Below are 17,781 nucleotides of genomic sequence, written 5' to 3'. Positions count from 1 at the left end.
GGGAGTCCTCGCCCGGTTATTTGAACATCCGTCTCATTTTGACCGATTGCTTGAAGCTGAAGTGCTGTTCAACCTGCTTTTTAATAATGAACGCGCGCAGGGCGTTGGCTTTCTCCACCGGCATTTCCACGTATTTGGCCCCGTAATAGATCCCGGTCTCCTCTGGTTCGGATCTGATGATTTCGACTCGGCATGTGATATCGAAGCCCAAGTCCAGCATGACATCAGCGGTCGCGCTCTCTTCCAGCCGCTTGCCGCCTTCCATGAGGAACCCGACCCCGCTCACGCTGACATTGCGGATATCCAGCCTCAGCCTCTCTTCCAGCTCCTGCTCCCCGCTGTCGGCATAATGGATAGAAAGCAGCTGTCCGCTATGCTCCACATCTACGCGAGGACTTTCGCGTTTCTCGGCGAACCTTTTTTGATTTTGCGGAGGATTGATCACCATGAGCGCTCCTTGATCCTTAGCCACAACTGTGGAGTGGAAGGTATAGATGCCTCCGGGAGAATACACCGTCATCTTCACCGAATCGCCCAATTCGAACTTTTTATAATCGGATATTTCAATTTCTAAGATATCTCCCTCGGCATAAGTCAAAATTCCGGTGGATACAAATTCTTTCTTCTCGACGACGGTACGGCTGTTCAATAGAATACCGCTGGTGCTCCGGTACATATCTTGCGGATTGTTCCTGTTCTGGGCTGCTTGGGTCATGGCTGTACCGCCTTCCTACTCCATATTCGTCGACAAGGGTTACGCTTCTTAACCAACCATAGAATCGTTCCGGACACGGATGCTTCGCCGGGGAAAGTTCTTGGCAATTCGGGAACTCTTCAGCGCGCTGACGCTTCACTGAACTTAAATTTGCCAGCATGGTAAAAAAAGCCGTCTCCCATTATGCAGGTCGACAGCCAGCTCACCGGTACGGAGCGTACGTACATTCGGCGGCCAGGCTGCCATAGCCGTCCTTGAAGGAGAGCCTTAGACCCTAAGCTTTGCGTCCCTGCCTTTCGACAGGTTTGCCAGAAAAGAAACGAATGGTATAGACTTTATAACTATAATCCGACAACAGACGATTAGGTATATATACCCAATCCACAATTTTTATTATAGGAGGTTCCCTTCCTCCTGACAACCTAATTTTCACAAAGAAAATATTCACATATTCGAAGACCTGTGGATAACTTATTCAATCATTCGGCAGCTTGCTCGTAATGCCCGTTTTATCTACAATGGATAAGTATTGACTCGATCTTATCCACAATCTTATCCACAGCTTGTGAGTAACGAATATTTGTTCGATTTCATTGAATAATTTGTAAAGAGGTGACCAGATTGAACTCCATGGAGCTTCATCAAGCTTTTATGCACGCCGCCCTTGAGGAAGCCCGCAAGGCCGAAGCGATCAGGGAGGTTCCGATCGGCGCCGTGATTGTACGCGGCGGCGAGATTATCGGACGGGGCTACAATGTCCGTGAAACGGCCAAAGATCCTCTCGGGCATGCCGAACTCCTTGCGATCCGGGAAGCCAGCCGGCATCTGGACGCCTGGCGGCTGCTGGATTGCACCTTGTATGTCACGCTTGAGCCATGTCCGATGTGCGCAGGCGCTATCGTCCAGTCCCGTATCCCGCTCGTCGTCTACGGCACCGCCGACCCCAAAGCGGGCTGTGCCGGGACCTTGATGAATTTATTGCAGGAAGAACGCTTTAATCATCGGGTCGAGCTCCTATCCGGCGTTCTCCAGGAAGAATGCGCCCAGCTTCTTACCCAGTTTTTCCGCAAGCTGCGGAAGAAGATGTAGGAGCTTGCGGAGGCGCCCAACAAGCATTGACGCCTGGCAAGTCTGCAATCGCAGAGTTTGCCGGGCTTTTTGTTATAGGCAGCGGCCCTGCTGCTTCTGCGAAATTGATTGTCTTTCGATGCATGCCTGTGCGAAGTTACGGAAATGCTAGCCTTAATATTATAGCCTAAAGAGTGGGAGCCGAGGATGAACCTTCTACAACGTTTTATTCAAGCCGTGGCCCCTAAGCCTTCCGCAGCTCAGGAGAAACAAGGATCTGCCAAGCCGGCGCTCCCTCCATCGGGAGATGCGCAGGCTGATTTGCAGCGTCTCGCCGCGATGCTTGGTTCCTCCATGGAAATCAAGGTCCGCAGCTTCTCGATTGGCGGCAGCCCCTCCATCCGGGCCGGATTAATCTACTCCGACGGACTGGCGGATAAGCAGACGGTCCAGCAGTTTATTCTTAATGCTCTTATGCTAGAATCTGCTGAATCGGCCTTCCCTCCTTGTCCCGCTTCAGGCGGCGATGTGCTCGGCTGTGTAAAGGACAGACTGCTCGCCGTCTCCGAATTGCGTCAGGTCACCGACCTGAATGAAGCCTGCCAAGCCGTATTGTCAGGGGATACCGCGCTGCTGATCGATTCAGCCAAAGTTGTGCTCATAGCAGGCACCCGCAGCTGGAAAGACCGGGCTATCGAGGAGCCTGTCACCGAATCGGTTATCCGCGGGCCGCGCGACGGCTTCACGGAGACACTACTGACGAATACGGCGCTGATCCGACGGCGTCTTAAATCGCCCAAGCTTAAGACTGAGATACTGACGATCGGAGAGGTATCGCATACGGATGTGGCGCTCATGTACCTGGAGGGCACAAGCGACGAACAGACACTCCAGGAGCTGCGCACCCGGATTAAGCGGATTTCCTCGGACGCCGTTTTGGCAAGCGGCGCTATCGAGGAATTTATTCAGGACGAGCAGTTCACGCCCTTTCCGACCGTCTATAACACTGAGCGGCCCGATAATATTTGCTCCGGAATATTAGGCGGCCGTATCGCCATCATCGTAGACGGTACGCCCTTTGTTCTATTAGTTCCCTGCTTATTCCAAGACTTCTACCAGTCGGCCGAGGATTACAACCAGCGTGCGGACAGCGTTTCCTTGACCCGTCTCTTGCGGCTGCTGAGCTTCTTCACCGCCCTGCTCGGCCCTTCGGCCTATATCGCCATCACAACCTTCCATCAGGAAATGCTGCCGACCGAGCTGCTGATCAGTCTTGCTTCCTCCAGGGAGGGAATTCCGTTCCCTGCGTTTGTCGAAGCGCTGCTGATGGAGATTATATTCGAAATTTTACGGGAGGCCAGTGTGAGAATGCCCCGGATTATCGGTCCCACCATGTCCATCGTGGGTGCGCTCGTCTTGGGGCAGGCCTCTATCCAAGCAGGTCTCGTATCGCCTGCCATGATCATTGTCGTAGCGATTACAGCGATCACCAACTTTGTGATCCCTTCCTACAGCATGGCGATTTCCATCCGGATGCTGCGCTTTTTTTTCATGGTTTTGTCCGCTGTTTTCGGTCTGTTCGGCATTTTGTTCGGACTCGTATTCATCGTTCAGCACCTGTGCAGCCTGCGTTCGCTGGGAACGCCTTATATGGCGCCGTATGCCCCCCTGTCGATATCGAAGCTGAAGGATTCTTTTTTAATGAGAGCGCCTTGGAGGGTTCTGACAAGCGGGTCATCATCCAAACCGAAATGAGGTTAGGAAAGTTCCAGGAAGGAGTCAGCCGACATGTTATCGAGGCTAATAGTCACGGTCCTGCTGCTGGTTCTGATGATGCCGCTCGTAACCGGATGCTGGAACCGCAAGGAATTGAACGAGCTTGGCATCACATCGGCCATCGGATTCGATTACGCAGCCGGGCGTGTTCGGGTCACTGCTCAAGTGATAGACCCGGGCGAAATTTCCAATCGTACCGGCGGGGGCACCAGCAGCAGAGCTCCTGTCACCTTATACGAAGAGACGGCTGGCAGCGTCATGGAAGCTATCCGGGCCATCACCACCAAGTCGCCGCGCAAGGTGTATTTGTCCCATCTTCGCGTCGTCATTATCGATGAGAAGCTGGCGAGGGAAGGCATGCGGAATATCATCGATTTCTTGTCAAGAGACCATGAGTTGCGAAGAGACTTTTTTATCCTGGTCGCCCAAAATACGACCTCTCGCGAAATCTTGAATATTTTGACGACGATTGAGAAAATACCCGCCAATAAGATCTATAATTCGCTTAAGGTAGCTGAAGAAAGCTGGGCGCCTGTCTTCGGTACCAACCTGGAGACTCTCGTTTATTCGCTGGTTACAGAAGGGCTTAATCCCTTGCTGCCCGGTATCCGGATTGAAGGGGACCCGAGGCTTGGGGAGATGCAGGAGAATGTGGAGCATATCAGCTCACCCGCCCGCTTAACGCTGTCCGGTTTGGCCGTCTTCCGCGGCGACCGCTTGGTGGGCTGGATGAAGGGAACCGAGGGGGTCGGGGCCAACTTCATTATGAACAAAGTCAAAAGCACCGTCATTCGCGTAGCCTGTCCCGAGACAAAGGGGAATGTGACCATGGAGATCATTCGCAGCCAAAGCCGCATAAAATCCGAAATCAAGGATAGCGGGCCGTCTGTCCGTATCGAGGTGATGGGGGAAGCCAATGTAGCGGATGTGGAGTGTCAGATCGATCTTAGCGATCCGAGCGCGATTAAAGAGCTGGAGCAAGCGCTAGACGAACAGGTAGGCAAGCTGATCAAGCAAGCTATCGCCTCTTCCCAGCACAAATTCAAATCCGATGTATTTGGCTTCGGTAATATCCTGTACCGGCAGCATCCCAGGCTCTGGCAGAGCTTGAAAGGATATTGGAAGGATAAATATCCGAAAATCCCAACCGAAGTGGACGTCAAAATCAGCATCCGCAGGACGGGTACCGTAACGAAGTCTTTTATTACCGAGATTAAGGAGTAAGCCTATGTGGAAAGCTGTCCTGATGCTGTTGCTCATTTTCATGGCGGCTGCCGCTCAAGCATGGTGGCTGCTTGGCAAACGACAGTACAAGGAGTGCGTTGTTTCGTTGGGATTATTTGCAGCGAGCGGCGTATTGTTTCTCCTCCGCGCCCTTCATGTGCCTGTTCCGGACGTATTGGATATGCTGTCGGCCGTGTACAGGCCGCTATATAATCTGCTGTTCCACTAAAATCAAGTAAAGGAGGGATACGGATGACGCTCGGAAAAAAAACAATGATCGGGGGCCGGCAGCTCATGATATTGGCTGCCATGTCCACGATTGGCGATTCGATCTTGGTCATACCCGGCATTGTGGCCTCCATAGCCAACCAGGATGCCTGGCTCTCCGTTCTAGTCGGCAACCTCGGGGGACTGCTTCTGATATCCCTCTTTTTTTCGCTTAATAAACGGTTTCCGGGGATGAATCTGATCCAGATGTGCCAGAAAGCACTGGGACCTTGGCTGGGCGGCTTTATCGCAGCTGCGGGCTTTCTATTTCTATTCTTGGTTATAACATCGGGGCTGCTTCGAGAGATCGGTGATTTCATGACGACTCAGATCATGCCGGAAACACCCGTTCAAGCTATTTATTTAGTTGTGGTTTTGGTTATGATCAGCGGAATAAGACTTGGAATCGAGCCGGTAGCCCGCACCTCGGAAATCTTTTTTCCCTGGGTCCTGGTCTTATTCGTGATGCTGATCCTCTTTGTCTCTTCGGAGATTGACGTTCATAGACTGCAGCCCCTGCTGAGTCAAAGCATTCCTACTGTGCTGAAGGGCAGCTATCCCGTACTAGCCGTCCCTTACATGGAGCTTATTGTTTTATGCATGGTGATCCCCTCGGTCTCGAAGCCTCAGCAGCTGAGGAAATATATCTATTCCGGCGTTATCCTGGGCGGCCTGGTGCTGTTCATCATTACCTTTACCTCGACGCTGGTGCTGGGACCCGACGTGGTGCAGCGCAGCACCTATCCCAGCTATATTATGGCGAAGAAAATCAGTATCGGTAACTTTCTGGAACGGCTCGAAGTATTGATGGCGATCATGTGGCTCCTTACCATATACTTCAAGACGGCTATTTCCATGTATGCCCTAACTCTCGGCACGGCAAGCTTGTTTGGTCTACGGGATTATCGTCCTCTGCTGCTTCCCTTCGGCTTGCTCGCCATCATCATGGCTCAGCTGCTCGCGGCCAATATTGTAGCATACAACCACTTTGTCTCTACGGAATATCCGTTGTATGCCGGGACAATAACCGTCCTGCTTCCCTTACTTCTTAGATTCATACCTAAGCGGCGAAGGATAAGGGACACTTGAGACAGCGGCCTGCCGCCAGTAGTTATTTCGTCCTCTTGCCTCCCCAAAGCAACCGGAATCCGCCCCCTATCAGCAGCACGGAAACGATAAAGGTCTGGAAATAGTTATGGTACCAGCTCAATACCCGCGACCGCATATCCCGGGTCAGCCACAGGTCCAGCGTGTTCAGCAGGATCTGATCGACCAAATAATACAGCCCGAGCGCCAGAAGGCCAAATCCAATCCAACGCTGCCGCTGCGCCAGCCACTCTACTAGCGGAGTATCGACCAACGGCTCGCGGCCGGATCTGGAGATTTGCTGGAGCGCATCGAAGAAACTGTAGAACCACAAAATCGGAATCAGAAATAAAAACAGCGAGAGCCGGAGCGCGTCCAGGAAATAGACACTGAACAAAAAAGCCGCCATAAACTGCAGTCCCCGCTTTTGAAGACCCAAATACATATGTCCCGCTCCCGGAAATATGGACAAGAGCAAAGCGATCGTTTTATTTTTTTTCCCCGATTCGCGCCCTTCTTGAAAGTCCTCGAAAAATGTCCGATCGATCAGGATGTCTCCTCTATCTCTTTTATTAAGCAGCTGCACGCAATCAAACATCGCATACAGCCAAATGATCGGCAAGCCTCCCAGCAGCACCAGGAAATCATCCTGATTCGTCATGGCCGTAAGAAACACGGTAATAATACCCAGACCGAAGAACAAAGCCAGAAATGCCAGCCCTCTCTGCATCAGCCCAAGGTGAAAATGACCCAAACCCGGAATTAGCGATAAAAATATGGTGAAATAACGATTGTTCTCCCCGTAAGGCTGAGCGGGATAGGAGTACCCAGCCTCCTTGTAGGACTCATAAGAATCATAGGAGCCTCCTAAGCCGTGCTGTGCCTCTCTCTCTCTGGAGTAGGGCGGTGGCGATGAGACCTGCTCCTGCTGCGGCCTCGGGCCGGCGGGACCGTAGTCCGTTCTCCAAGGCTGGGGACCACCGTCGGTCCGTCTCGCGAAAGAATAGCGGGATAAGGTTCTCACCATATCGAAAACACTTCCTATCCACACCAGGAAGGCAATGAACAGCATGCCCAGCGCCAGCTCAGGCTCCCGCGGGATTACTGCCAGGAACATGGCCAAGGCCAGCGCTCCGGCAAACGCTCCTCCAAAAAACATCCCCTTCATCGCGTGGCCGACGTAGAACTGGCCGAACCCGGGAATCATCGACAATATGAAAGCAATAGTCGGGTTTTTATGGTTATTCATCGCGCTGCCCTCTTCTTTCTGCTTCATTCGCTTTAGGTCGGATGGCGGCAAGCCAGCCTGTGGTACGCTCCATCAATTGCTCGGACCAGGACGGGGGTCTTTGCTGCTTCTCAAGCTGGGAGCCAATATCTCCCCATGCGCTCGCCTGCTGCGTAAAGACCTGGAACACACCGGACCCCATAAGCATCAGCGTGATGGACGCTGCCACCGTATAATGAAAGACCGGATGACGCATCCAGCTTCGGCGTTCATCCCGATCCGGGGAACTGCCGCAGCGGGCTGTGCTGCCTGCCGGGTCTGCCCCCGTATACTCATCCCAGCGGCTCAACGCCGCTTGAGTCAGCCGTTCCATATCGGGCTCCGGTATATCGCCGGACTGCTTGTCTAAGGCATGCATATACAATTCCAGACATTCATCGCATTGCTCCAGATGAACCTCGCATAGCTGTCTTTCTTCGGGAGTTAACCGATCGCTTGCATAATGCAGCCACACCTCTTCTTGAACATGCGTCATTCCCGGTCCTCCTCCTTCCACGCCTTGCGTAAATGCTGCTTAGCCCGATACAGCTTGGACTCTACGGTCTTCAGAGCGATCTGCTGCTCCTGGGCGATTTGCTGATACGACTTTTCCTCCATATAAAAGGCATAAACGACCTGCCTGTAATGCTCCGGCAGCTGATCTACATAGCCGCGCAGCTGCTCGCGTTTCTCCCTGTCCAGCACCGCTTCCTCCACGGTATGCACCCTCGCTGCGGCCACCGGCTCCAGCTCTCCCCACTCTGCGGTGAGCTGTTCCTTCTTGCGCTCTCTCGAGCGCTTATAATCGATCGCTTTGTTGACGGCTATTCGCGTCATCCATGATTTAAAGCCTTGATACCGATATTGAGGGAGAGCCGCAAAGATGCTGATCAGCGCCTCCTGGGTTGCGTCCTCGGCATCCTTGGCCGAACGCAGCACGCCGTATACCGTCTGATACAAGTATCGTCCGTAGCGGCTGACAAGCTCGTTGAACGCATCCCGGTCGCCCGCTATCATGCGTGCAATCCAAGCTTCTTCCGTAATCGTCTCCCCCTCCTCTCCTGTATCAATAGACGCATACTACCGGGCCAACCCCTGCGCAGTGCCTGACAAAAAAATTTAACATCTTTATTCCAAAGACTCGGTATGCTATAATTACGTTGCTTTGAGTTTCCGTAGCTCAACAGGATAGAGCAGTCCTCTCCTAAAGGACAGATAGAGGTTCGAGTCCTCTCGGGGACGTACGCGTCAGCAACAAGTGAGCAAGCTTAGTACAAAACGAAGAGCCTGTCGGCCGAAATTCATTTCGGGTGCAGGCTCTTTTTTCACTTTATCCACTTCCGCAACAGAGGATCAGGCTTCGGCCTCCTCCGTCAGTATCCAAGGCCCGTTTTTGGTAATCGCGACCGTATGCTCGAATTGAGCGGACAAGCTGCCATCCACCGTGCGAGCGGTCCATCCGTCAAAATCAACGAACATATCCAATTTCCCGGCATTGATCATCGGCTCTATCGTGAAGACCATCCCTTCCTGCAGAAGGAATCCGCGTCCGGGCTTGCCGGCGTGAACATAGGTAGGCTCCTCATGCATAGACTGTCCGATGCCATGAGCATTCAAGTCGCGGACGACAGAGAAGCCCGCCTGCTCCGCATGACGCTGGATGACACTCACTACATCTCCGATCCGGTTGCCTGCTCTGGCTTGCGGGATCGCCATCTCCAGGCATTCGCGGGCTACCCGGACCAGCCGCTCGGCCTCCGGCGATATCCGGCCTACCGCATAAGTTTGGCAGGTATCCGCGCACCAGCCTTTATAGCGGCATACAATATCCATCTTGACGATATCGCCCTCCACCAGAGGCTTATGATCCGGGAAGCCGTGCGCGATAACATCATTTACGGAAGCGCATGTGGCTGAAGGAAATCCGTGAAAGCCCTTTGTTACCTGCTCCGCGCCGTTCTGCGTAATAAAGGCCTCCGCCCAGTCATTAATTTGCATGGTCGTTATGCCAGGCTTGATCATCTTGGCGATTTCCTTGTGACATCTGGCCAGGATGAGGCCGGCCTGCCTCATAAGCTGCATTTCTTCTTCTGTTTTCAGAATGATCATCAATTCTTCCTCCTTAACCGCATTCCCTGGTTCTATTGTACGCGCTGCGGCCCAAAATGCCCACATTCTCGCAAAAAACGCCAAATACTCCGACCGAATGCTAAAGAAATGCTTAGAAAAGTCCGTCTCTGTTCTCAACGGCGAAGCCGCATGGTAGAATAAGGGTTAATCTGAAAATATAAATCCGAGGTGGATACTGGATGCCAGCGATCACTTACTACATAGTTTATGATGAGTTTTCGATTTCCATTTGCACATTGCTGGATGATGTTTTGGATGCTATGGCAGCCGGCGCTTTGTTATACGGGTATACGGATGACGAAGAGATGGCGCACGATTTATTGAAGGAGTGTTTTCTGATTGTAGAGAAAAATAATTGAGATGCTTTGGGGATTCGATTTGATCATATATGTACTAACGGCCTCTTACCGCAGGGTAAAAGGCCGTATTTTTTACCATCACAGCTTCAGGCTATCAGCCCTCAGCCCTCGCCGTTATTATGGCGGCTGTGGTTTTCATTCTTAACCCGCTTGGAGCCAGGCTTTGGACCTGTACGCTGACGCTGTTCGTTTTGGTTTTGCTGGCCGCTGGGCGGGTTCACGGGCTGCGGAATATCTTTAGGCATGTCGTTTCCTCCTTGGACGTGAGAGATGGATTTGGATTTGGCCGTTAAAATCAATCTTTATCCAGAAGCGCCGAAGGGTGAGCATGCTCCTTGTCATGACCCAGCGCATCCTGATGCCGGCGATCATTCGTTTGCTGCTGAATCTGCTGCGCTTGATGACTGTTCACCGCTGCATGCTCCAGATCCTTCACGACATTTTGCAAATTTTTGTCTACCTCGCTTTTGTTCCGCGTCATCCTACTCGTCCTCCCTATCGGCTGGTCAAGGCATGAAGCTGCTGAGCACATTCATGAAGATGTCTAACGTAGTCGTCGACAAGCGTTTGAATGATCTCTGTGCGCTCGTCCACATTATTCCCATCCCGTTCTACATCCACCAATTCCACCTTCACCTCGCGCGAATCCACATACGTACACTTGAAATCAAAGCTGTACAAATTCCGTCCTGCCGTCGTAATGTGCACGCGCAGCGCATTGGCTTGCGCTTCATCCGCCCATACCTTAGCCTGATCTGAGGCGTCCAGTACATCCGGCAGCGTGCGCGACCACGCCTGCACCAGCTCCTGCTGATCGATGCTCAGCTGATCCGATTTGCTCATCTAACACACCTCCCTGCCTATAACATGCATCTTCAGCCTCTATCGTATACTTGGCGGGATATGGTGAAAAACAAAAAAGAAGCGGATAGCCGCTTCCTTGTGTTAATTGATTATATAGGTCCTCATCCCGCAAGAGCGCCATTATATAAATGGCGGAGAGGGTGGGATACCGTCTCTTCGAGCCGGACTGCGATGTCTATGCTAACGAAGCTGACGCTCCGACGAACCCTGTTGGGTTCTCATCCCGCAGGATGCGCCATTATATAAATGGCGGAGAGGGTGGGATTCGAACCCACGGTAGCCTCACGACTACGGCGGTTTTCAAGACCGCTGCCTTAAACCACTCGACCACCTCTCCGGGTGACATCTTGCATTGTATCATATCTCGCGAAGCCTATTCAAGCTCTAATTTTTGCTGATTTTCTCGAGTCCGCCCATATAAGGCCTCAGCACATCGGGGATAAGTACGCTCCCGTCTTCCTGCTGATAATTCTCCAGTATCGCGGCAACCGTCCGGCCGATGGCCAGTCCAGAACCGTTTAGCGTATGCACGAACTCCGGCTTAGCCTTCGCATCCCGGCGGAAGCGAATATTTGCGCGGCGCGCCTGGAAATCAAGGAAGTTGCTGCAGGACGATATCTCGCGGTATGTATCGCTGTTAGGCAGCCATACCTCAAGGTCGTACGTCTTAGACGAAGAGAAGCCCAAGTCGCCCGTGCATAGAGTCAACACGCGATACGGCAGCTTAAGCAGCTTAAGCACCGTCTCCGCGTCCGCAGTCAGCTTCTCCAGCTCTTCATGGGACCTCTCCGGCAACGTCAGCTTCACCAGCTCCACTTTATTGAACTGATGCTGGCGGATCAAACCACGTGTGTCACGTCCAGCTGAACCTGCCTCGGAACGGAAGCAAGCGCTGAGCGCCACAAAGTTCTGCGGCAGATCCTCCGCTGTTAAAATATCATCCCGGTAATAATTGGTCACCGGCACTTCAGCCGTCGGGATCAGGAAATATTCGGTCCCTTCTAGCTTGAACACATCTTCCTCAAATTTGGGAAGCTGCCCCGTCCCGGTGAGGCTATCCCGATTAACGATCTGCGGAGGCAGCATTTCCTGGTAGCCATGCTGATCCGCGTGCAGATCCATCATAAAGTTGTATAAAGCGCGCTCCAGCCGAGCTCCGAGCCCTTTGTAAAATACAAAACGAGAGCCGGTCACCTTCCCAGCCGCTTCAAAGTCCAGAATACCGAGCTGTTGAGCCACTTCCCAGTGAGGATTAGGCTCGAACGCAAATGTCGGCACCTCGCCGATCCGGCGAATTTCCACATTCTCTTCCTCGCTTAGACCAACCGGTACATCCTGCTGCGGCAGATTCGGCAGGCTAAGCAGAATAGCATCAAGCTCCGTCTCCAGCCCGCGGATATCCTCATCCAATACTTTGATGCGGTCTCCGACGACTTTCATCTCGTCGATCAGATGATCTGCGTTTTCTTTCGCTTTCTTGAGCTGAGCCACTTCTTGGGAGACGACATTACGCCGATTTTTCAGCTGCTCCGTTTCCTGCAACAGCTCTCTCCTTTTGGTATCCAGATCCATGAAGCGATCCAGCTCTTCGAGGTTTTTCCCTCGCGTCGCCATCGCTTGCTTTACTTTATCCAAATCGCTTCGCAGCAATTTTATATCCAACAAGCTAGACCCCTCCTACCTCGTCTCACGTACCATATCCAGAAAATAGGCGTGCATCCGCTCGTCGTCGGTTAATTCCGGATGGAACGAAGCAGCCAGCAGATGTCCTTGCCTTGCAGCGACGATATGATCCCGGTAAGTAGCCAGAACCTCTACGCCTTCGCCTACTTGTTCGATCAACGGGGCCCGAATAAATACGGCACGAACGTCTTTGTCAATTCCTCGGATGTCCAGATCGGTCTCGAAGCTTTCCCTTTGACGGCCAAATGCATTCCGTGCTACCTGAATATCCATCAGAGCCAGATGAGGTTCGTCTTGACCGGCAATCTGTTTGGCAAGCACAATCATACCGGCGCAAGTCCCGAAAATCGGCTTGCCCTGCCGCGAGAATGCACGCAGGGCCTCGATAAAGTCATACGTTCTCATAAGCTTGCCAATAGTGGTGCTTTCTCCGCCCGGTATAATGATCCCGTCTATGTCTTCCAGCTGCTCTGTGCGCTTGACAGTAATTCCCTCTGCCCCGGCTTTCTTAAGCAGAGCGATATGCTCGGCAACAGCGCCTTGCAGGGCCAGTACTCCTATTTTCATACCTTCATCCTCTTTCGTGAATAAACGCGGACTGGATATTACCAGCCGCGTTCTTGCATACGCTCAGAAACGTGCAGTTTGGAAATTTCGATCCCCTTCATCGGAGTACCGAGATTTTTGGATACACGAGCGATCAGCTCATAGTCGGTGAAATGTGTTGTCGCCTCTACGATGGCCTTGGCGAATTTCTCCGGATTGTCCGATTTAAAAATACCGGAGCCTACGAATACGCCATCGGAGCCCAGATGCATCATCAGAGCAGCGTCTGCAGGAGTCGCTACGCCGCCGGCTGCGAAGTTGACGACAGGAAGACGGCCCGACTCATGAACTTGAAGCAGCAATTCATACGGAGCGCCCAAATTTTTGGCTTCGGCCATCAGCTCATCTTTAGACAAGCTTTGCACCTTGCGGATTTGGCCGGTAATCATGCGCATATGGCGTACCGCTTCCACAATATTTCCTGTCCCTGGCTCGCCCTTGGTACGCAGCATGGAAGCCCCTTCGCCAATCCGGCGCAGCGCTTCGCCCAGGTCTCTCGCTCCGCAAACAAACGGCACAGTAAACTCATGCTTATTGATATGAAACACTTCATCGGCAGGAGTCAGTACTTCGCTCTCGTCAATGTAATCTACGCCCATAGATTCGAGAACCTTGGCCTCTACGTAATGTCCGATCCGTGCTTTGGCCATAACCGGGATAGAGACGACCTTGACGACCTCTTCCACCACCGTAGGATCAGCCATCCGAGCGACGCCGCCTGCGGCGCGAATATCCGATGGTACGCGCTCCAGAGCCATAACGGCTACGGCGCCTGCCGCCTCTGCAATTTTAGCCTGCTCAGCGTTCATGACATCCATGATCACGCCGCCTTTTTGCATTTCGGCCATACCTTTTTTAACGCGTGATGTACCTGTTTCCATGTGTCCGATTCCTCCCGAAACTATGCATAATGTCCGTACTGTTCCTTATTCTAGGACAAACTAACTAAAGAAATATTTTACATGAACGCTTCTAAATATACAACCCACTTGCTCGGTTTTAGCGGATATTAAGAGCTCTTCGCTCCGGTAAATGTATCGACGAAAAACTCTTTGATGGCCCGGAAAAACAATCGGAACCAACCTGCCTTCTCGACCGGATCGGTTGTGATCAGGTTGACGCTGTATTCTTTATTCTGGTAGTTCACTTTCGCTACCCCGACTACCTGTCCTTTCTCAATGGGGGCGATGCGTTTGCTTTCCTCCACAACCTCGGTCGTCACTTGAAATTGATCGGCAGGCGTTCCTTTTTTGACAATCAAGTTCAAGCCTGTTTGCGTGACAACAGGAACTTCCAGCTGCACGCCCTTTTTAATATTAACGGTTTTCAAGGAATCTATTTCAGCTTTCGCCGTCAAAACGGATTTCGTCTCGAAATTATTAAAGCCATAATTGAGCAGCTTGGCCGTTTCAATAAACCTTGCTTCTTCCTTGCCCTTAGGCCCCATTCCCGTTCCCATAACTACGCTGATCAGCCGCATGCCGTTGCGCTCGGCCGTACCGGTGAAGCAGTAACCGGCTTCGTTCGTATGTCCCGTCTTCAAGCCATCAAGACCTTCAAACGCATATTTGGCAAAGTTGCGGGTGCTCTTATTGGCTGCCAGCATCCAGTTCCAGTTAATCATCGGGTCCTTGTCCTTCTCGCGGAACTTACGGGAAGGCGTTTTGGTATACTCCAGCACATTTTTATGATCATTGATTAGATGATAAGCGATAATAGCGGCATCCTTGGCTGTCAGCAGCGTCTCTCCTTGTAGCTCTGTGGGGGCATGCTTGCCCATATCGGCTCTGCCGAGACCCGTCGAATTGATAAAGTGAGCCTCAGGCGACAGCCCGAATTCCTTGGCCTTCTCGTTCATCAGCTTGGCGAAATTTTCTTCCGAACCCGCCACGGCCTCAGCCAATGCGATGGTAGCATCGTTAGCGGAATAGATCGACATAGCGGCAAACATATTATCCACCGTTGCTTGTTCATTCAGCGCAAGCAGTTGGCCTGAGCCTATCGCGTCCGCCGCTGCCTCGGACGTATTGATAGTCTGGTTCATCTGGAGCTTCCCGCTCTCAATCGCTTCCATAACCAAGTACTCCGTCATCATCTTGGCCATACTTGCAGGCGGCAAAGCTTTGTCGGCATTGTATTCATATAGAATTTGCCCGGTGCCCGCTTCCATTAGAATCGCCGAGGACGCCTGCAGCTCCAGCTCGGTCGTCTGTGTTTCTGCGGCGCTTGCAACCGGAGGCTGCACCAGAGCAAGGAATGTGTTCAACAAAAGTACGGCGGCTAACAGGGCACAAACACGTTTCACTTTAACAAACAAACATCTCACTCCTATTCCTAATTTTCAAGAAGAAAACAATTGTTATTGTACCATAACCTGTACAGCCGCGTAAAAAAAGCTTTACAATTCCCTGTCGATGCCGGTTTATTGAGTATTATATGTAATCTCTTCTGTCGTCCTCCTGGAAGTCCGAAGAATAACGCGCGGCTTGCGCCCGCTCGGGTTTCCGCACACTACTGCTGTTCCAACTTCCCCGTCGGCTCTCCTGCCACTTGTTCAACAGATTCCTAGCTCCTCTGAACCTTCTGACGGTCACCTTCACGCTGCCAGCTTGGGCCTACCTATATAAAAAAACGGAAGCCGCGGCCTCCGTTTTTATGATTGATCGTTATTCCTGGTTAAGCTTGGAGTTACAGGGAGTAGTTGGGTGCTTCTTTCGTAATCTGCACATCATGCGGATGGCTTTCACGCAGCCCTGCGCCAGTAATCCGTACAAAGCTTGTATCGTTGATTAACGAAGAAATGGTCGCCGCTCCGCAATAGCCCATACCGGAACGCAAGCCGCCTACCAGCTGGTAAAGCGTATCGGCCAGCGGTCCTTTGTAAGCAACACGTCCTTCAATACCTTCAGGAACGAGCTTGCTCTCATTTTCCTGGAAATACCGATCCTTGCTTCCTTCCTTCATCGCACCAAGCGAGCCCATACCGCGGTAAACTTTAAAACGGCGTCCTTGATAAATTTCCGATTCGCCAGGACTTTCTTCCGTTCCCGCAAACAAGCTGCCGATCATCACCAGGCTTGCGCCGGCCGCGATGGCTTTCGTCACATCACCGGAGTACTTAATCCCTCCGTCGGCAATAATCGGTACGTTATATTCTCTCGCAACCGAAGCACAGTCATAAATGGCCGTGATCTGAGGAACGCCGATTCCCGCGATCACACGAGTCGTACAGATGGAGCCAGGTCCGATCCCTACTTTGACGATGCTCGCTCCAGCCTCAATCAGATCCCTTGTCCCATCGCCGGTCGCTACGTTACCTGCTACGATCGGGAGATTCGGGTATTGCTCTCGGATCGCCTTGACCGTGTTAAGGATATTGATATGATGTCCGTGAGCCGAGTCTACCACGATCAGATCGACTCCAGCCTCTACGAGTGCCGCCGTTCGTTCCATTACGTCCTTGGAGACCCCGACCGCTGCGCCCGCGAGCAGACGGCCCTGCTCGTCCTTAGCTGCATTAGGAAACTGGATCGCCTTCTCAATGTCCTTGATGGTGATAAGACCCTTCAGCACATTATGCTCATCCACCAAAGGCAGCTTCTCAATTTTATGCTTCTGGAGGATGCCTTCCGCTTGTTGAAGGGTTGTACCGACCGGGGCCGTGACCAGATTGGTTTTCGTCATGACATCCTTAATCTTGATCGAATAGTCATGAACAAAACGCAAATCACGGTTTGTTAAAATACCGACCAGTTTCTTGTCCTCATCGCATACAGGCACACCGGAGATCCGGTACTTGGCCATCAATTCTTCCGCATCATATACATGATGCTCCGGAGTCAAGGAAAAGGGATTGGTAATAACGCCGCTCTCGGAACGCTTCACACGATCTACTTCTTCTGCCTGTTGGGCAATAGGCATATTTTTGTGAATGACGCCAACTCCGCCCTCACGCGCCATCGCGATTGCCAGCTTAGATTCAGTAACAGTATCCATCGCCGAACTGATGAAAGGAATGTTTAACTTAATCTTGTCAGTCAACTGGGTTGAAATATCGATTTCCTTTCCAAACACATTCGACTTTCGTGGAACGAGCAAAACGTCATCAAAGGTCAATCCTTCTTTCGCAAACTTAGACTCCCACACGTAATAAGTCCTCCTTATTGGATACTTGCCGAAATATATTATTGCCATCTTACCAAAAGCCCAATTTTGGTGTCAAGCACAAACTAACGTAATCATTAAGGACTACGCTTACATGTCAAAACGTTCCACGGGAAACAATTAACGAATGGAGTAAAGCTGTCTACAAATTACTCTCAACTTGACGAGGCCATTCGAAAAAATTAAAAAGCCCTCTTGGATAAGATCCAAAAAGGCTTTTGTCGGCTTGGCGACGTTCTACTCTCCCAGGACCCTGCGGTCCAAGTACCATCGACGCTGGAAGGCTTAACGGTCGTGTTCGGGATGGGTACGCGTGGTTCCCTTCCGCCATCATCACCAAACCGGATTTTTCGAGGATTTCTCCTCTGAAATCTCTGCGAGAAAATATCCCGCAGTTCAAGACGGCTTGCGCCTTGAAAACTGGATACGAAACTTAGCATGCTGAATGCTTTTAGCTAGCTTACGAAGTGGTTTACTTCGTAAACCTATAGGATAAGCCCTCGACCGATTAGTATTCGTCAGCTCCACACGTTGCCGCGCTTCCACCCCGAACCTATCTACCTCGTCGTCTA

19 protein-coding genes, 2 tRNA genes, 2 rRNA genes and 1 riboswitch are annotated in these 17,781 nt (G+C 51.8%); of the genes, 7 read left to right on the top strand and 16 right to left on the bottom strand.

Going from position 1 to position 17,781, the window contains the following annotated elements; translation table 11 throughout:
• Positions 1-16: 16 nt before the first annotated feature.
• On the bottom strand, positions 17-715 hold the full coding sequence (locus BLR08_RS25920) for a PilZ domain-containing protein (protein WP_072337040.1): 699 nt from the start codon (positions 713-715) through the stop codon (positions 17-19).
• 226 nt (positions 716-941) lie between these two features.
• A riboswitch (cyclic di-GMP riboswitch) is annotated at positions 942-1,035 on the bottom strand.
• Between the two features lie 310 nt (positions 1,036-1,345).
• Between BLR08_RS25920 and tadA the strand changes: the two genes are divergently transcribed.
• The 5 genes from tadA (at position 1,346) to BLR08_RS25895 (ending at position 6,139) form a co-directional block, all read left to right on the top strand.
• The gene (tadA, locus tag BLR08_RS25915; protein WP_072337218.1) at positions 1,346-1,804 is read left to right on the top strand and encodes a tRNA adenosine(34) deaminase TadA; all 459 of its coding nucleotides are present in this window, start codon (positions 1,346-1,348) and stop codon (positions 1,802-1,804) included.
• Positions 1,805-1,990: 186 nt separating this feature from the next.
• Complete coding sequence (locus BLR08_RS25910) at positions 1,991-3,538, top strand: spore germination protein (RefSeq protein ID WP_256257780.1); 1,548 nt, start codon at positions 1,991-1,993, stop codon at positions 3,536-3,538.
• Between the two features lie 33 nt (positions 3,539-3,571).
• On the top strand, positions 3,572-4,783 hold the full coding sequence (locus BLR08_RS25905; protein ID WP_072337014.1) for a Ger(x)C family spore germination protein: 1,212 nt from the start codon (positions 3,572-3,574) through the stop codon (positions 4,781-4,783).
• Positions 4,784-4,787: 4 nt separating this feature from the next.
• Positions 4,788-5,012 carry a hypothetical protein gene (locus BLR08_RS25900; protein WP_072337011.1) on the top strand — a complete coding sequence of 75 codons (225 nt, stop codon included), beginning with the start codon at positions 4,788-4,790 and terminating at the stop codon, positions 5,010-5,012.
• A gap of 23 nt (positions 5,013-5,035) precedes the next feature.
• A complete protein-coding gene (locus BLR08_RS25895) occupies positions 5,036-6,139 on the top strand; it encodes a GerAB/ArcD/ProY family transporter (RefSeq protein WP_072337008.1) in 1,104 nt (367 codons plus the stop codon).
• Positions 6,140-6,161: 22 nt separating this feature from the next.
• On the opposite strand, the gene BLR08_RS25890 is transcribed toward BLR08_RS25895, so the two are convergent.
• Genes BLR08_RS25890 through BLR08_RS25880 form a run of 3 tightly spaced genes read right to left on the bottom strand, consistent with a single transcriptional unit; the run spans position 6,162 to position 8,420 of the window.
• Entirely contained in the window at positions 6,162-7,385 is a 1,224-nt protein-coding gene (locus tag BLR08_RS25890) for a hypothetical protein (protein ID WP_072337004.1), read from the bottom strand.
• On the bottom strand, positions 7,378-7,899 hold the full coding sequence (locus tag BLR08_RS25885; protein WP_072337001.1) for an anti-sigma factor family protein: 522 nt from the start codon (positions 7,897-7,899) through the stop codon (positions 7,378-7,380). The genes BLR08_RS25890 and BLR08_RS25885 overlap by 8 nt, the downstream gene beginning before the upstream one ends.
• The gene (locus tag BLR08_RS25880) at positions 7,896-8,420 is read right to left on the bottom strand and encodes an RNA polymerase sigma factor (RefSeq protein ID WP_072336998.1); all 525 of its coding nucleotides are present in this window, start codon (positions 8,418-8,420) and stop codon (positions 7,896-7,898) included. The genes BLR08_RS25885 and BLR08_RS25880 overlap by 4 nt, the downstream gene beginning before the upstream one ends.
• A gap of 152 nt (positions 8,421-8,572) precedes the next feature.
• On the opposite strand from BLR08_RS25880, the gene BLR08_RS25875 reads away from it, so the two are divergent.
• Positions 8,573-8,645: transfer RNA gene (locus tag BLR08_RS25875), tRNA-Arg, on the top strand.
• A 111-nt stretch (positions 8,646-8,756) separates the two neighbouring features.
• On the opposite strand, the gene map is transcribed toward BLR08_RS25875, so the two are convergent.
• The gene (map, locus tag BLR08_RS25870; protein ID WP_072336995.1) at positions 8,757-9,512 is read right to left on the bottom strand and encodes a type I methionyl aminopeptidase; all 756 of its coding nucleotides are present in this window, start codon (positions 9,510-9,512) and stop codon (positions 8,757-8,759) included.
• Between the two features lie 200 nt (positions 9,513-9,712).
• Between map and BLR08_RS25865 the strand changes: the two genes are divergently transcribed.
• Entirely contained in the window at positions 9,713-9,892 is a 180-nt protein-coding gene (locus tag BLR08_RS25865) for a hypothetical protein (RefSeq protein WP_072336993.1), read from the top strand.
• A 101-nt stretch (positions 9,893-9,993) separates the two neighbouring features.
• Here the strand turns inward: BLR08_RS25865 and BLR08_RS25860 are convergent, their stop codons facing one another.
• The 11 genes from BLR08_RS25860 to BLR08_RS25810 all read right to left on the bottom strand — a co-directional run.
• The gene (locus BLR08_RS25860; protein ID WP_072336990.1) at positions 9,994-10,137 is read right to left on the bottom strand and encodes a spore protein; all 144 of its coding nucleotides are present in this window, start codon (positions 10,135-10,137) and stop codon (positions 9,994-9,996) included.
• A 50-nt stretch (positions 10,138-10,187) separates the two neighbouring features.
• The gene (locus BLR08_RS25855) at positions 10,188-10,373 is read right to left on the bottom strand and encodes a hypothetical protein (RefSeq protein ID WP_072336986.1); all 186 of its coding nucleotides are present in this window, start codon (positions 10,371-10,373) and stop codon (positions 10,188-10,190) included.
• A gap of 14 nt (positions 10,374-10,387) precedes the next feature.
• On the bottom strand, positions 10,388-10,735 hold the full coding sequence (locus tag BLR08_RS25850; protein WP_072336984.1) for a hypothetical protein: 348 nt from the start codon (positions 10,733-10,735) through the stop codon (positions 10,388-10,390).
• A 268-nt stretch (positions 10,736-11,003) separates the two neighbouring features.
• Positions 11,004-11,093, bottom strand: a tRNA-Ser gene (locus tag BLR08_RS25845).
• A gap of 47 nt (positions 11,094-11,140) precedes the next feature.
• Positions 11,141-12,421, bottom strand: coding sequence for a serine--tRNA ligase (gene serS, locus BLR08_RS25840; RefSeq protein ID WP_072336982.1), 1,281 nt, complete (start codon positions 12,419-12,421; stop codon positions 11,141-11,143).
• Positions 12,422-12,433: 12 nt separating this feature from the next.
• Positions 12,434-13,006 (bottom strand): pyridoxal 5'-phosphate synthase glutaminase subunit PdxT, encoded by a 573-nt coding sequence (gene pdxT, locus BLR08_RS25835; RefSeq protein ID WP_072336980.1) that lies wholly within the window; start codon positions 13,004-13,006, stop codon positions 12,434-12,436.
• A 38-nt stretch (positions 13,007-13,044) separates the two neighbouring features.
• The gene (gene pdxS, locus BLR08_RS25830; RefSeq protein ID WP_072336978.1) at positions 13,045-13,926 is read right to left on the bottom strand and encodes a pyridoxal 5'-phosphate synthase lyase subunit PdxS; all 882 of its coding nucleotides are present in this window, start codon (positions 13,924-13,926) and stop codon (positions 13,045-13,047) included.
• A 128-nt stretch (positions 13,927-14,054) separates the two neighbouring features.
• Positions 14,055-15,362 (bottom strand): D-alanyl-D-alanine carboxypeptidase family protein, encoded by a 1,308-nt coding sequence (locus tag BLR08_RS25825; RefSeq protein ID WP_072336976.1) that lies wholly within the window; start codon positions 15,360-15,362, stop codon positions 14,055-14,057.
• A 371-nt stretch (positions 15,363-15,733) separates the two neighbouring features.
• A complete protein-coding gene (gene guaB, locus BLR08_RS25820) occupies positions 15,734-17,191 on the bottom strand; it encodes an IMP dehydrogenase (protein WP_072336974.1) in 1,458 nt (485 codons plus the stop codon).
• Between the two features lie 242 nt (positions 17,192-17,433).
• Positions 17,434-17,550 (bottom strand): 5S ribosomal RNA (gene rrf / locus BLR08_RS25815).
• A 147-nt stretch (positions 17,551-17,697) separates the two neighbouring features.
• Positions 17,698-17,781 (bottom strand): 23S ribosomal RNA (locus BLR08_RS25810); the annotation flags it as partial.

Source organism: Paenibacillus sp. cl123 (assembly GCF_900101595.1).
In the GTDB taxonomy this organism is placed as follows: domain Bacteria; phylum Bacillota; class Bacilli; order Paenibacillales; family NBRC-103111; genus Paenibacillus_G.
Note: the sequence above shows the minus strand (reverse complement) of the source record. Positions and strands in the feature narration are given on the sequence as shown.